This is a genomic window from Dyadobacter psychrophilus (assembly GCF_900167945.1).
Lineage (GTDB): Bacteria > Bacteroidota > Bacteroidia > Cytophagales > Spirosomataceae > Dyadobacter > Dyadobacter psychrophilus.
Map to the genome: position 1 here is coordinate 88,627 of NZ_FUZA01000002.1, position 13,744 is coordinate 102,370.

Genomic DNA, 13,744 nt, shown 5'->3' on the forward strand with positions numbered 1-13,744 from the left:
AAATAAAAAAAGACACTTTCCACTGACTCCAAGAATGTTAACCTGGAATCGGGAAAGTGTCTTAATCGAATTTTAATGTCAAAAGGCCTTGAAGAATCTAGCTTCCGCTGTCTGCCTTCTTTTTACTATTAAATTTTTTCTCTGCTGTCTTTGCTTTTTCAAAATCAAGCACAACACCATTGATGCAGTAGCGAAGGCCGGTAGGAGGCGGGCCATCTTCAAAAACGTGGCCTAAGTGTGATTTGCATTTACCGCACATCACCTCAGTCCTGCGCATGCCGTGGGTGTTATCTGCTGCTTCAAGAATGGAGCTTTTGCTGATCGGTTCAAAAAAGCTTGGCCAGCCGCAGCCGCTTTCGTATTTGGCATTGCTTTTAAAAAGCGCATTGCCGCAAACTGCGCAGTAGAATGTTCCTATTTCCTTGGAATGCTCATATTCGCTTGTGAACGGACGCTCTGTTCCTTTCAGCCGTGCAACTTCATAAACCTCTGGAGAAAGCAATTTTTTCCACTCTTCGTTGCTTCTATTGACCACACCTGAATCCGTTTTCGAATAGGCAGGGCTTTTTTTCTGCTCTTTCTGCGCCGGTGAGGATTGACCGTAGCAGCTTTGCAGCATTAATGCGAACACGCCTGATAACAGAAGCGCGATTGACTTTTTCATGCTGTTTTTGTTTTAATGTTTCCTTATATACGATAAGCCGGTGCCAATAGTTGAATGTCACTCTGTATTCCTAACAATATCGTGCAAAAAGAGATTCATCACTTTAAAAATCACTTATTGGGCCGTTGACCATAAAAAGAAGTACATAATTCAGTACATATTCATGGATTAGGATTAATATTATGGGTTACGAATATAGCTGGCCGTTGTATGCAAGAATTTTTAAGGGCGCTTAAAGTCAATTATCCGGCTTTTTGGCAGGATACGCATGTCATTAGCCATATCAGGCAGCAAACGCTGCGCTTTCTTTTAGCTGCCTATTGCGTCATGGGCGTGTTGCTGGCCGGGCTGCATTTGGTGCAGCACAAATATTTTTTACTTGCAAGAGTTCTCGTTTTCACCGCACTTTCCGTAACGGGATATCTAATGCTCCGGCGGGGTGTGCCCTTTAAAAAAGTAGGGCATTTTTCATTAACATGTCTTTGCCTGATCGTCCTGTCCACTGCGGTGCTATATCAGCACGGACATTACCTGGTTACTTTTCAGTTCATTTTCGTTATCCTCAGTTCGGGGTTTTACATACTAGGACCGCGATGGGGGCTTTTTTATTCGCTGCTCAGCGTTTTCCTGGTTGGGTCAGTGGCTTTACTCGATCAGTATTTTAAGGTAGAGATCAGTATCCAGGCTTATGCAGTTGATACATATGCAGTCGCCTTTGCGCTTTTGTTTAACTATCTGATGTTGATCTACATTCATTTCTTTTTTTTCAAAGAATCCCAACTGGCAAATGAGAAAGAGACCACATTGCTGAGTGAGCTGAAAACTGCTGCGGCCCAGGCACGTGATCTGGCAGAGTACAAAACGAACTTTCTGATAACGATGTCGCATGAGATCCGTACGCCTTTACACGCAATCATTGGTGGTCTAGACCTGCTTTCCTTTGACAATGCCAAAGGCGAGCATGCCAAGAATTTGGATAATGTGAAGTTTTCAGCCGATATTCTCAACTCTATTATTAATGACATTCTCAACCTGAACGACATTGAGGATAATCAGATCAAACTTAGTAAGGAAGAATTTCAGCCCGCTGTTGTTATCACGGATATTTGTCAAAAACTGCAAGCGGCCGCCAGCCACAAGGGTTTATTACTTACGCTGAATGTTTCACCTGAGTTAAAAACTTTTTGGGTAATGGGTGACCCTGTTCGCCTGGGCCAGATTGTGATGAACCTGATAAGTAATGCGATCAAGTATACAGACCATGGTTCGGTTGACGTAGATATCAAAGCCAGGCAAATTGGTGATGATCGGGTGCAGATTTTTTTCAATGTATCCGATACGGGAATCGGAATACCGCAGGAAGTATTTCCGTATATATTTGAGCCGTTCAAGCTGGTTAACTCCGGGATGAAAAAACAATATCATGGCACCGGCCTGGGATTGTCCCTGGCCCAGCAGCTGGTGAACCTGCACGGGGGAAAGCTGGATTTCACCAGCAAGGAAGGGATTGGCACCTCGTTCTTTTTTGACTTTGCCTATCCATTGAGCCAAAAGTCTTTTTCTTCGGGCCCGGTGGTTCCGCAAAACGAATTAGGACCGCTCGATATTCATGTGCTCATTGCCGAGGACAACAATATGAATGCCATAATTCTTACAACCTTCCTGAAAAAATGGCATGTAAACTTTGATATCGTCGACAACGGCCTTGCAGCAGTGGAAACAATGCTGGCTAACCGCTATCAGGTGATTTTGATGGACATTAATATGCCGGTGATGGATGGCATTCAAGCGAGTCAGCAGATCAGGGCTTTTGAGGATCTGGAAAAGGCGGGCGTCCACATCATTGCATTGACGGCAACCAGCAGAGAATCACTTGAATCCAGCGGTGCGCTTGCCTTGTTTGACGACTGGATATCAAAGCCGTTTCACCCGCAAATTTTGCACGCAAAGCTCGCTAACATTTCAATGCTCACCCGTAGCCAGTAGTAATTTCCTAAATAAAAACAGACAAATCTCTCACGCCCAGTTTTCTGGATGTTGTAAATCCCTCTCCGAAGGTTACACCGATCGAATGGCCCATTTCGCGGGCGCGGGCGATGACAAATTCGAGGAAATCGGGGGAGGAAATGTAGCTTTGCGGCTCGTCGCTGTTATAGGAAGGCACAAAGAATTGACTTTCGAAAGCGCGGATTGCCTCTATTTTTTTGTCATGAACATGGGTAATGTCAACGATAAAATCAGGCGTGATGTAGCGGTCCTGTACGGTATGGAAAACCTGTTTAGGGCGCCATGCTTCCTGCTCATTTCCTAGTTCATCAAATGTTTTGACCATACGCAAGCCGGAATAAAAACAGCTGTCCGCAACCAGCTCTCCGGCACGGCCATGATCCGGATGCCTGTCGACAACTGCATTGGTAATGACGATATCCGGCTGATATTTACGAATATAAGGGATGATTGCTTTCTGATGTGTTTCGTTGTTGGCGAAAAAACCATCCGCCAAACCTACATTATCACGCACAGAAATATTCATGATCGCCGCTGCATTTTTCGCCTCCTGAATCCTGCCTTCCGGCGTTCCGCGGGTGCCTAGCTCGCCACGTGTAAGGTCTACAATCCCTACTTTTTTCCCAAGTGCAATTTGTGACAGCAATGTGCCGGCACAGCAAAGTTCTACATCGTCAGGGTGGGCTGTGATGGCGAGAATATCTAGTTTCATAAAGGTGGTTGTTATTTGATGCGAAGTTTCTGTCCGATCCTCAATGTTGAACGGGTAGAAATGCGGTTTTTTCGGGCAACGGATGAAATGCTGACGCCGTATCTTCCGGCAATGGAAGAAAGTGTTTCCCCGGAGCGTACTTTGTGTAAAATGGAGCGCGTATATGCCACGGGTGCATCACCGGAAGCAAATTCACTTTTGTTGGATTTACCCCGCAAATGGCTCCATACATTGCTGGTCAGCAGAAAGTGATCCGATTTAATGGCTTTATTTTCCCAATCAAAAATGTTTCTTGGATCAAATGGATTTCCCTCGTAGCGGTTTTCATAATGTAAATGTGAGCCTGTACTGCGGCCCGTATTTCCTCCCAATCCGATCACTTCGCCGGCTTTTACAATCTGCCCGGATTCAACAAGTTGTTTGGATAAGTGGCCGTAAAGCGTTTCAAGGCCATTGTAATGTCTTACTACAATAAAACGGCCATATCCGCTACCATCAAAAGCGACAATGCGGACCATTCCGTCATAAGTTGAACGTACGGTGTCGCCCGTTTCCAGGTCCAGGTCACTTCCATTGTGCCATCTTCCCCAGCGGTAACCGAAATTGGAAGTCGGCTTGGTATCGATCATAGGCGTGGCCCACATTCTGTTTACTGCCGGATCGTATAATGTAAGTTCAACAGGTTCATCGAATTCCAATGGGCTAAGTCCGTACGGATTAATGGTCCTGGCATCCCATATCACGTAATATTCGGCTGATTTTACCCATTCATCGGCTACCAGTAACGAATCAACCACCTCCACAACCTCTGTTTCTCCTTCATCAATGGTGGTGGTATCCTCGTTTACAACCGGATTAAGTGGCTTTACGGGTTCAAACTGACTCTGAAATCTGAGATTAGATGTTTCGACTTGATATTCGTCTTCGGGCTGGGGTGTGCTTACTCTTGTAGGTCCTTCGTTGGCATTGTTTCCGGACTGATTGATTTTAGGATTTCTTTTGAATTTGCCTCGCTCTTGTGCTTGCGTGTTCCAGGAGATCAAACACACGATCATTAGCAAACTTACAATAAGCTTTACTTTCATAGGTATAATAAAATCAGATCAGACTACACTGTTGGTTAGAACATATTCAGTGTAGCCTGATTCAAATTAGGGGTTGGGCAAATAATTTTAAGCGGTTTCTTCGATAATAATCTCTACTTCACGTTCCATAAGATATCGCTCCGCATCCAGGGCAGCCATACAACCAGTTCCAGCGGCGGTAATCGCCTGTCTGTAAACATTGTCCTGCGCATCACCGCAAGCAAACACACCCTTAATGTTGGTGCAAGAGCTTCCTTTTACAGTTTGAATGTAACCGGTTTCGTCCATTTGCAGATATCCTTTGAAAATATCCGTGTTGGGTTTGTGACCGATTGCGACAAAGAAACCAGTTGCTTCCAAAAGTTGCTCCTCGCCGGTTTTATTATTTTTGACTAAAACAGATTCCAGTCCGTCTTCACCGTTCAGCTTAACGGTTTCGGTGTTCCAGAGGATCTCAATGTTAGGCAACATTTCAACCCTTTTTTGCATGATCTTCGAAGCACGCATTTCATCGCGACGAACCAATAAATACACTTTGCGGGCCAATTTGGCAAGGTAACTTGCTTCTTCGGCAGCTGTGTCGCCAGCGCCCACAACCACTACATCCTGTCCGCGAAAAAAGAAACCGTCACAAACCGCGCAGGCAGAAACGCCGCGGCCGTTCAAACGCTCTTCGTCAGGAAGGCCAAGCCATTTAGCAGAAGCACCCGTGGAAACAATCACTGAATCAGCCTCGATCTCGTGCTTGTTGTCAATGGTAACTTTCAGCGGATGTGTTGTAAAATCAACCGCCGTAGCAAGGCCGTAACGAATGTCAGAACCAAACCGCTTTGCCTGTTTTTCGAAATTAATCATCATTTCGGGGCCGGTTATTCCATCCGGGTAGCCGGGATAGTTATCAACCTCGGTTGTAATGGTAAGCTGGCCGCCAGGTTGTGCGCCTTGGTAAAGTACAGGATTCAACCCTGCCCTGGAAGCATATATAGCGGCTGTATATCCGGCAGGACCGGAGCCAATAATTAAGCAAGAGACTTTCTCGGATGTCATATTATATTAATACTAAATGTTAACGACGAATGTTTACGGACTAAGTTGTACTCGTCTATTACAACATTGGCGGATCGACAAAAGTGCAAAATTTCACTTCTTTATGCAAATCGAATCAGAGGATCCTCCACTCGATCCTGCGGTTCTTTTGCCGGTTTTCCTGAGAGTCGTTTGCCGCAACGGGCTGCGTCTCACCATAACCTTTAAATGTCATTCGCTCAGCGGTTATGCCCGACTCTTGCAGATATTGCTGAACAGACTGCGCCCTTCGCCTTGATAATTCCATATTTTCGGTGTCGGAACCTACATCGTCCGTATGCCCGGAAATTTCAATTTTTACTGTTTTATTTTTACCTAAAAAATCAACCATTTTCCCAAGTTCCACTTTTGACTTTTCATCCAGACTGAATTCACCTGTCTTGAAAAATATATTGTTCAGCACTTCCGCCCTGTCTTTTTCAATGGCTTCCAACGGAATGTCCAGATCCACGAACGAGGTTGAATCATTAACTGTAAATGATAGGCTTTTGAAAAGATAACCTGCTTTGGAAACATAAAAAGCATATTCACCACCGCTATTGAGCACGGCCAGGAAAGAGCCCGTTTTGCTATCAGATGAGAATTCACCCACTTTTTGCTGTGTTTTCAGGTCAAAAAGGTCGATAGCAGAGGCTAGCGGCGTGTTTGTTTTTTTATCAAAAACCTTTCCCTTCGCATAGCGTGTGGGCACGATCATATCTTTCACCTGTTGCGGCAAATTAAATGTGTAAAGCAGCGAGCGGCCTTTTGCTTCCGAGCCGTCGTCTGTGTAATAAGCTTTCTGCCCATCCGAAGCGATGAAAAGTCCTACCTGATCGGCAACAGTGTTGATTGGATAGCCGATGTTTTTTGATTGTGACCAGACCGTGTCTGTCCGCTGTGAAATGAAAATGTCAAAACCACCCATTCCAGGGAAACCATTTGAAGCATAAAAAAGCGTTCTGCCGTTAGCGTGAATGAATGGTGCATTTTCCTCGTCAACTGTATTAATGTGCGGTCCCAGATTTTTTGGCGCAGCCCATTTTCCTTTTTCATCCAGTTTTGTAACCCAGATATCGCGCTTGCCCTGGCCGCCTTTCCGGTCGGAAGCAAAGTAAAGCAGATGACCGTCTGCGGATAACGATGGCTGCGATTCCCAGTCACGTGTATTGATTTCCTGGCCAAGATTCACGGGGGCGCTCCAATCTTTACCTTCTTTTCTTGAAATATAAAGATCGCAGCTGCCATAGCCGTCGGGCCGGTTGCAGGCAGTGAAAACCAATGTTCGGCCATCTGCCGAAACACTGCATGTGCCCTCATTATTGGTTGTATTAATCGAAGCAGAGATTTCTTCGGGCACATCCCATTTGCCTTTGATGCGGTGGGTTGTGTAAATATTTTCGTCGCGGTTTTCTGTCAATCCGGTGAAAATCAATGTTTCGTCATCAGCCGTCATCACAGGAAAATACTGTGTGTTCAAAAAGTTAATGGTGTCTCCGAGTGATCTTTTCTGAATGCTCAAAGGGTTTTTAATCGCTTCCCGGGCAAATTTGGAAGAAGCGATTGATTTTTCGGCCAACCGGGCAAGGCTGGATTTCGCAGGAAACAATGGTAAGGCCCTCTCAAAATAAACCTGCGCCGAATCATATCGTTGTGCCTCAAAATGATAGCGGCCGATCCATTGCAGCGCAGCGGCTGACTGAGGCGCCGACGGCCTTAACAGAATAGCTTTTGCGTAATATTTTTTGGTAAGATCGGCGTTCCGTTGCAGCTCGTAGATCTGGGCAAGCCTCAGATTTGTGTCATAACTGTTAGGTTCTTGTTCCAGGACTTTCTCAAAGAGTGCAATGGCGTCGGGCAGCTTTCGTGCCTGCCACGCTTCCTGCGCTTTTTCATAAGTTTCACGGGCTTTTCGGGACAATGTTGCATCCTGTGCCTGCGCGAAATTTGAAACAAACAGACAGAAAAAAAGCAAAAATAGAGCGGCGCGGTGCATTATGGAATGTTCATATACTTGTGGGTTTGTAACGACATTTTCCATTTGGGATTGTCTTTGATATAGTCAATTATCAAAGGCAGCATCACCTCGTGCTTACTCCATTCGGGCTGTAACAGGAGCGTACATTCGTCGGAAACGAGCGCAGCATGTGATTCGGCAAATTCAAAATCGCTCTTGTTATAAATGATCGCTTTAAGCTCATTGGCGTTTTTATAAATGTCCGGGTGCGGATCTTTAAATTTTTTGGGAGAAAAACACACCCAATCCCAATGTCCTGTAAACGAATATACGCCCGAGGTTTCAATGTTGGTTTTAAAGCCCGCGTCTTGCAGCTTGCCAGTTAGCTCGTCCAGATTATACATTAAAGGCTCGCCACCAGTAATCACCGCCAGCCGGCCGGGATATTGCAATGCACCTTCTATAATGTTATTAATGTCAAATTTGGGATGCAAATCTGCATTCCAGGATTCTTTCACGTCGCACCAGTGACAACCCACTTCGCAACCGCCGAGACGGATAAAGTAAGCTGCGCGCCCGCTATGCTGGCCTTCACCCTGTAAGGTGTAGAAGGCCTCCATGACCGGAAGCTGGTGTGTAACGATAGGCAAAGTTTCAGTCAGCACAATTCAAAAAAGGAGATGTTCAAAAAAATGTAACAACCAATGTGGTCGAAAAATGCCCAAAGGTACGAAATTCAAAACGCTTATAGTCTATCAAACCAGATCATTTAGTCGCATATTTGCAGTATGAATGCAATGCCAATCCACCAGCAAGAAGTTATTTGTGCGCTCGCAACTCCCTCAGGCGTAGGGGCGATCGCAGTGATACGCGTATCCGGCCTCGGATCTATTTCCTTGGTTAAATCCATTTTTAAGGGGAAAAACCTCGAAGAAGCCGAAAGTCACACCGTGCATTTCGGAACAATTCAGTCAGCCGGGGAGATCATCGACGAAGTATTGGTTACGGTTTTTAAAACACCAAAATCTTTCACAAAAGAAGACTCCATAGAAATTTCCTGCCACGGCTCCGATTACATTATCAGGCAAATTTTAAAATTACTTATTTCAAAAGGAGCGCGCATAGCCAAGCCAGGTGAATTCACACAACGCGCGTTTCTCAATGGCCAGTTCGACCTCGTACAAGCCGAAGCCGTAGCCGCCCTGATCGCAGCAGACTCGCAAGCCAGTCACAAAACAGCGTTGAACCAGCTAAGAGGTGGTTTTTCCAGAAAACTAGCTTCATTACGCACCGAACTCATCCATTTTGCTTCGTTAATTGAGCTCGAACTCGATTTTGGCGAAGAAGATGTTGAATTCGCTCAGCGCGACGATCTGCGTCGCTTAATAGAAGCTTTACTAAGCACCATTGCGCCACTGATCGACTCCTTCGATTTCGGAAACGCATTGAAAGAAGGCGTTCCCGTCGCCATTATCGGCTCTCCTAACGTTGGTAAATCCACATTGCTGAATGCGCTTTTAAATGAAGAAAAAGCCATCGTAACTAGCATCGCAGGCACCACCCGCGACGTAATCGAAGACACTATTGTGCTCGAAGGCCTGAAATTCAGGTTCATAGACACCGCTGGAATCCGCGAAACGACAGACCTGGTAGAATCTATCGGCATCGAAAGATCCAAAGCCGCAATGGAAAAGGCTGACATTGTGATCTTTCTGTTTGATAGTTTGGAAACGCTGCACGAAAACCAGCAGTTGGCAAGATTGCTTCCGTCGGAAAAGCAGGTTTTGTATGTTCTGAATAAAATCGACATTGGAGAAATCGCACCTGAAAGCCTTGAAGCGCTGCAAAACGACATTATCTCCATTTCCGCAAAATCACAAACCGGATTATCTGACCTGACCAATAAATTGGTTTCCATGGTCTACGGGCAATCGGCCAGCGATACAGTCGTAACCAATTTGCGTCATTACGAACATTTGGTGAAAACGCATGATGCTTTACAAGATGTCTTGAATGGGTTGGAAACAGGCGTCACCGGCGATTTTCTGGCGCAGGATATCCGGTTGTCACTGCATCATTTGGGGGAGATTACTGGGACTATTGTTACGGATGATTTGTTGGATAATATTTTTAGTAAGTTTTGTATCGGCAAATAAATATCTCATTTTGATAGTCAAACAAAAGAAACTAAGAGAAGACAAAGGAAGTAAACATCTGTAAAAGAAGTGTTTAGCGTTTTGTATATACATTGATATTGAGGAATCTTTTCCTATGATCGCTTTTAGTTTCCTAATATTTGTTGCTATTTTGTTACTTACAAACAATGAGTAACAAAAGTAACAAATGGGAAAGAAACAAAAAGAACTGATTCATTTACGGGAAAAACAGCTTGCTAATGGCGATATTAGTCTTTACTTGGATATTTATCTTAATGGGAAAAGAAAGTACGAGTTTCTGAAATTGTACTTGGTTGCTAGCCCTAAGTCCGCAAAGGACAAAGAGAAAAATCGAGCGACCCTACAACTAGCGCAGGCTATCAAGTCTAAAAGATTGGTAGAGATTCAAAATAATGAATACGGATTTTCCAGTCCAACAAAGAATCAAACTAACTTTCTAGACTACTTCAGTACATTAACGGAAGAGCGCAAGGAGGAAAAAGGTAATTATGGTAACTGGGCAAGTGCACTGAAATATCTTAGACAATATTGTGATGAATCTATGACCTTCGATGACGTGGATTCGTCCTTCGTTGAAGGATTCAAAAACTTTTTGAATGATAAAAAAACAAAAAGTAGCAAATTCCTGTCTCAGAATACGCAACACAGTTACTACAATAAGCTGGCGACCTGCTTAAAGCACGCCCACGATAAAGGGCTTATGCAAACTAATCCTACCAAATCTGTCAAAGCGCCCAAGCCGGGAGACCCCCAGCGAGATTACCTATCTTTTGAAGAAGTGAGGGCCCTTACTATGGCGGATTGTAAGTTTCCAATAATGAAAAGAGCATTCTTATTTAGCTGCCTAACCGGAATTCGTTGGTCGGATATCAACAAAATGACTTGGAGCCAAGTGCAAGATTTTAATGGAGTGCCTAGGATTGTCTTCAGACAGAAAAAAACACAGGGGCAGGAGTATCTTGATATAAATGAACAGGCTCTAGTTTACCTTGGTGAGCGTAGTAAACCAGACGAAAGAGTCTTCGAAGGATTGAAATACTCCGCATGGCACAATATGGAGCTATCTAAATGGTGTGCACGGGCTAGAATTACAAAAGATATTACCTTCCATTGCGGTAGGCATACATTTGCCGTTATGATGCTGGATCTCGGTGCAGATCTTTTTACTACATCCAAATTGTTAGGGCACAAGCACATTAAAACGACTCAGATTTATGCTAAAGTGCTGGATAAGAAAAAACAGGAGGCGGTGGGTAGAATACCGAGCCTTAAATAAAGTATAAAAAATTAGGTGAATAGAATGACAGATAGACATGGAAAAGAATTTTGACTTAGAAAATTACAGCGGGACTATTTCCTATATCGTAAATATAGGAATACGACGACTCGGAGATCACGTAAAAACATACGACATTAAGCGAGCATTGTCCACCGAGCAAGTGATTCCTATGATTGTCAGGGAAGAACTTGAATCAGTTCATGAAATTCTTATTCCCTTTATAGGCGATCACGGTGGCAATGAAGTGCTAAGCCAGCTCAAAAAAATTGATGAGCAAAATGAATATGACGTAGCAAATACCAAAATGGTAGAATATATCATTCTTTGTCACATCAAATATCGAAGCGGTCAAATTCAGTTTTTACCAAGATTTGTCCACAAAAATATTGGAGGCATCAACACCTATTTGAATCCTAACAAATCTTCCAAAATTAGCTTTGTTGACTCATACAATTGCTTACAAGAGATTATTAGCGTATTTATGGCCATAAGGTACTTTTTAGACCTTGATAAAAATAGGTTAGACGAGATCAGAACTAAAAGTCACCAGGAAGAAGACAATGAGAGCGATTCCCGAACGTTTCGTTCGAACTTGAGTGACAGTGAATTACATAAATTATATAATCAACTAACTAATGATAGATTTATAGCAAAAGCTTCCCCCGTCGAGGAGTTTTCCAAAATCTTTAAAAATAGACTTACATCTGAACTGAAATCTCCTGTCATCTGGATCGGTGGTATACGGTCACTTGCCTACTTTTTTAAGATGTTATATAGTAACGGAGTGATTGACAGTCATACATGGAAGGCTAAAATCCAGCAAGGAGGGCTGTTTTGTAACGAAAAAGGGAAGGTGCCTAAGGCAAATCACCTCGCAAATGAAACTGCAAGAGACGCAAAACCACCGTCCGCCAGGAATAAGGAACTGCTTGATGCTATTTTAGTTGACATTGAAATAGGTATGTAATAGTGTGCTATTCTCACATTCTGTCACTCAAACGGTTGCTAATAGCTTCCTATTTTTGCCTCTGTTAACGAAAAGAAAGTATCGGATTCCGGATCCGATCTAACATAAACAGCGACAAAATGAAAAATGAAATGAAAAACAGTGTGCAAACGGTAAGCGCATCATTCTGGACTAAAAATGTGCTGACATTTGATGAAGCAGTCGAGTATTCAGGATATTCAAGATCCTACTTATACAAACTCACTTCTGCCAAGAAAATTCCATTCTACAAGCCCCAAGGGAAACTTGTCTTTTTTTTACGTAGTGAACTGGAAAGTTGGTTACTACAGAATCGTTCGAAGCCAGAAAGCGAAATCGAACAAGAAGCAAGCGCTTATGTGAGCGCAGGTCGGCGGCCTAACTTCAAAAAGTAAAAAGCGAACCTAAACAGGTTCGCTTCCTCAATTACTTGAAATGGTATTGTGCTTGTGGTGAGACAAATATACCATTTCTGTTTATGATAATCAAAATCTATGCAGAATGATGAAAAAATATCAGGGAGTAAAATCTATTAGCCTGACCTCGAAGAGTTCGACTATCAAATTGATCAGATTTTTGTCTTCCAAGTATGATTTCCTTTACAATGTCATCTTGAATGAAGTGCTTTATAGAGAGAAAGGTAAGTCAGAATACCATCCGGTCAACCTCAATACGCTGTACATTGAAGCCAGAGAGGCTGGATTCAAAACAAGTGTTGGAGAGATCAACACGTTTTTGTGCTCAGATTATATCCCGAGGATCAATCCGTTCGAATCCTATTTCGAGACAACTGAGCGTCTGTGGGAGGAACAAATACATGGCGATTACATTGAAAAGTTTGCTCAGTACATCAGTGTCGATGATCCGCAACGATTTATTGTTCAGTTTACGAAATGGTTGGTTCGCTGTGTTGTATGTGCATTAAACGATGACTACTTCAACAAGCAGGCGCTGATATTTGTCCAGGATGACCAAAATAGTGGAAAAACGACGCTGACAAGATTTTTGATTCCTGAGGTGCTCAGAGATTATCAGGTCGAAAACATTTCTGTTGACAAGGACAGTCTGATCGCATTGTGTCAGAATTTCGGTGTCATTCAAGATGAACTTTCTACTTTGTCCAAGACAGAGATCAATGCGCAAAAGACCTTAATGAGCAAGTCGTATATTAAGGTACGTCACCCATACGATCGAAGGCCAAAGATGGAACCGAGACGAGCATCTATCTGGGGTTCTACTAACAAAGCTGAGTTCTTGGTCGATGAAACTGGCAGCGTCAGATGGTTGTGTTTCGGAGTTCGAGAGATTAATTGGGCGTACAAATCCGACATTGATATCAACGTTGTCTGGTCGCAAGCTTATCAACTCTATACAGCGGGATTTAAGTACGAGATGACAGTGCAAGAAATTTTAGATAATGAGCTGGCAAACAGTAAGTATAAGACCACAACCATCGAGTTCGAACTGATACAAAAATTCTATTCTCCGGCCACAAAGGACCGTTTCGATCAGTTTTACACCGCAACTGATCTGTGTGAGAACCTAGCAATCAGAACAGACGGAAAACTGAAAATTAGCCCAGTCGAGATCGGTAAAGCACTTAAATTTTTGGGGTTCGCTCAAACTCAGAAAAGAGGGCACGAGGAGCAAAGGTTTCCTGTAAAGGGATATTATATTTTACATAATGATCTTACTACCTACTACAAGTAGGCTTATTGCATTGATAATCTTAAAGTTGAGTGAAGTAAGACAATTATTATGCTATTACTACGAGTTACTACGAAATGGGCTCAGAAAGAATGTGAAGTAGGAC

The 13,744-nt window shown here is 43.4% G+C and carries 12 protein-coding genes; 6 read left to right on the top strand and 6 right to left on the bottom strand.

Features of this window, described 5'->3' with window-relative positions:
• Window positions 1-97: 97 nt before the first annotated feature.
• Window positions 98-664 carry a peptide-methionine (R)-S-oxide reductase MsrB gene (gene msrB, locus B5X68_RS07490; protein WP_082214094.1) on the bottom strand — a complete coding sequence of 189 codons (567 nt, stop codon included), beginning with the start codon at window positions 662-664 and terminating at the stop codon, window positions 98-100.
• A gap of 210 nt (window positions 665-874) precedes the next feature.
• On the opposite strand from msrB, the gene B5X68_RS07495 reads away from it, so the two are divergent.
• Window positions 875-2,650, top strand: coding sequence for an ATP-binding protein (locus B5X68_RS07495; protein WP_082214095.1), 1,776 nt, complete (start codon window positions 875-877; stop codon window positions 2,648-2,650).
• A 7-nt stretch (window positions 2,651-2,657) separates the two neighbouring features.
• On the opposite strand, the gene bshB1 is transcribed toward B5X68_RS07495, so the two are convergent.
• The 5 genes from bshB1 to B5X68_RS07520 all read right to left on the bottom strand — a co-directional run bounded on the left by bshB1 (window position 2,658) and on the right by B5X68_RS07520 (window position 8,110).
• A complete protein-coding gene (gene bshB1, locus B5X68_RS07500) occupies window positions 2,658-3,383 on the bottom strand; it encodes a bacillithiol biosynthesis deacetylase BshB1 (RefSeq protein ID WP_082214096.1) in 726 nt (241 codons plus the stop codon).
• An 11-nt stretch (window positions 3,384-3,394) separates the two neighbouring features.
• Window positions 3,395-4,468 (bottom strand): M23 family metallopeptidase, encoded by a 1,074-nt coding sequence (locus B5X68_RS07505; RefSeq protein ID WP_082214097.1) that lies wholly within the window; start codon window positions 4,466-4,468, stop codon window positions 3,395-3,397.
• Between the two features lie 87 nt (window positions 4,469-4,555).
• Window positions 4,556-5,515, bottom strand: coding sequence for a thioredoxin-disulfide reductase (gene trxB / locus B5X68_RS07510; protein WP_082214098.1), 960 nt, complete (start codon window positions 5,513-5,515; stop codon window positions 4,556-4,558).
• Window positions 5,516-5,630: 115 nt separating this feature from the next.
• Window positions 5,631-7,574 carry an OmpA family protein gene (locus B5X68_RS07515; protein ID WP_229208327.1) on the bottom strand — a complete coding sequence of 648 codons (1,944 nt, stop codon included), beginning with the start codon at window positions 7,572-7,574 and terminating at the stop codon, window positions 5,631-5,633.
• On the bottom strand, window positions 7,529-8,110 hold the full coding sequence (locus tag B5X68_RS07520; RefSeq protein WP_141110283.1) for a 7-carboxy-7-deazaguanine synthase QueE: 582 nt from the start codon (window positions 8,108-8,110) through the stop codon (window positions 7,529-7,531). The genes B5X68_RS07515 and B5X68_RS07520 overlap by 46 nt, the downstream gene beginning before the upstream one ends.
• Window positions 8,111-8,278: 168 nt before the next feature.
• On the opposite strand from B5X68_RS07520, the gene mnmE reads away from it, so the two are divergent.
• The 5 genes from mnmE (at window position 8,279) to B5X68_RS07545 (ending at window position 13,641) form a co-directional block, all read left to right on the top strand.
• The gene (gene mnmE / locus B5X68_RS07525) at window positions 8,279-9,646 is read left to right on the top strand and encodes a tRNA uridine-5-carboxymethylaminomethyl(34) synthesis GTPase MnmE (protein ID WP_082214100.1); all 1,368 of its coding nucleotides are present in this window, start codon (window positions 8,279-8,281) and stop codon (window positions 9,644-9,646) included.
• 187 nt (window positions 9,647-9,833) lie between these two features.
• Window positions 9,834-10,943 carry a site-specific integrase gene (locus tag B5X68_RS07530; RefSeq protein WP_082214101.1) on the top strand — a complete coding sequence of 370 codons (1,110 nt, stop codon included), beginning with the start codon at window positions 9,834-9,836 and terminating at the stop codon, window positions 10,941-10,943.
• Between the two features lie 37 nt (window positions 10,944-10,980).
• On the top strand, window positions 10,981-11,913 hold the full coding sequence (locus B5X68_RS07535) for a hypothetical protein (protein ID WP_082214102.1): 933 nt from the start codon (window positions 10,981-10,983) through the stop codon (window positions 11,911-11,913).
• A 119-nt stretch (window positions 11,914-12,032) separates the two neighbouring features.
• The gene (locus B5X68_RS07540) at window positions 12,033-12,326 is read left to right on the top strand and encodes a helix-turn-helix domain-containing protein (protein ID WP_082214103.1); all 294 of its coding nucleotides are present in this window, start codon (window positions 12,033-12,035) and stop codon (window positions 12,324-12,326) included.
• A 106-nt stretch (window positions 12,327-12,432) separates the two neighbouring features.
• Window positions 12,433-13,641: a VapE domain-containing protein gene (locus tag B5X68_RS07545; protein WP_229208328.1), complete on the top strand. Its 1,209-nt coding sequence runs from the start codon at window positions 12,433-12,435 to the stop codon at window positions 13,639-13,641.
• Window positions 13,642-13,744 lie beyond the last annotated feature (103 nt).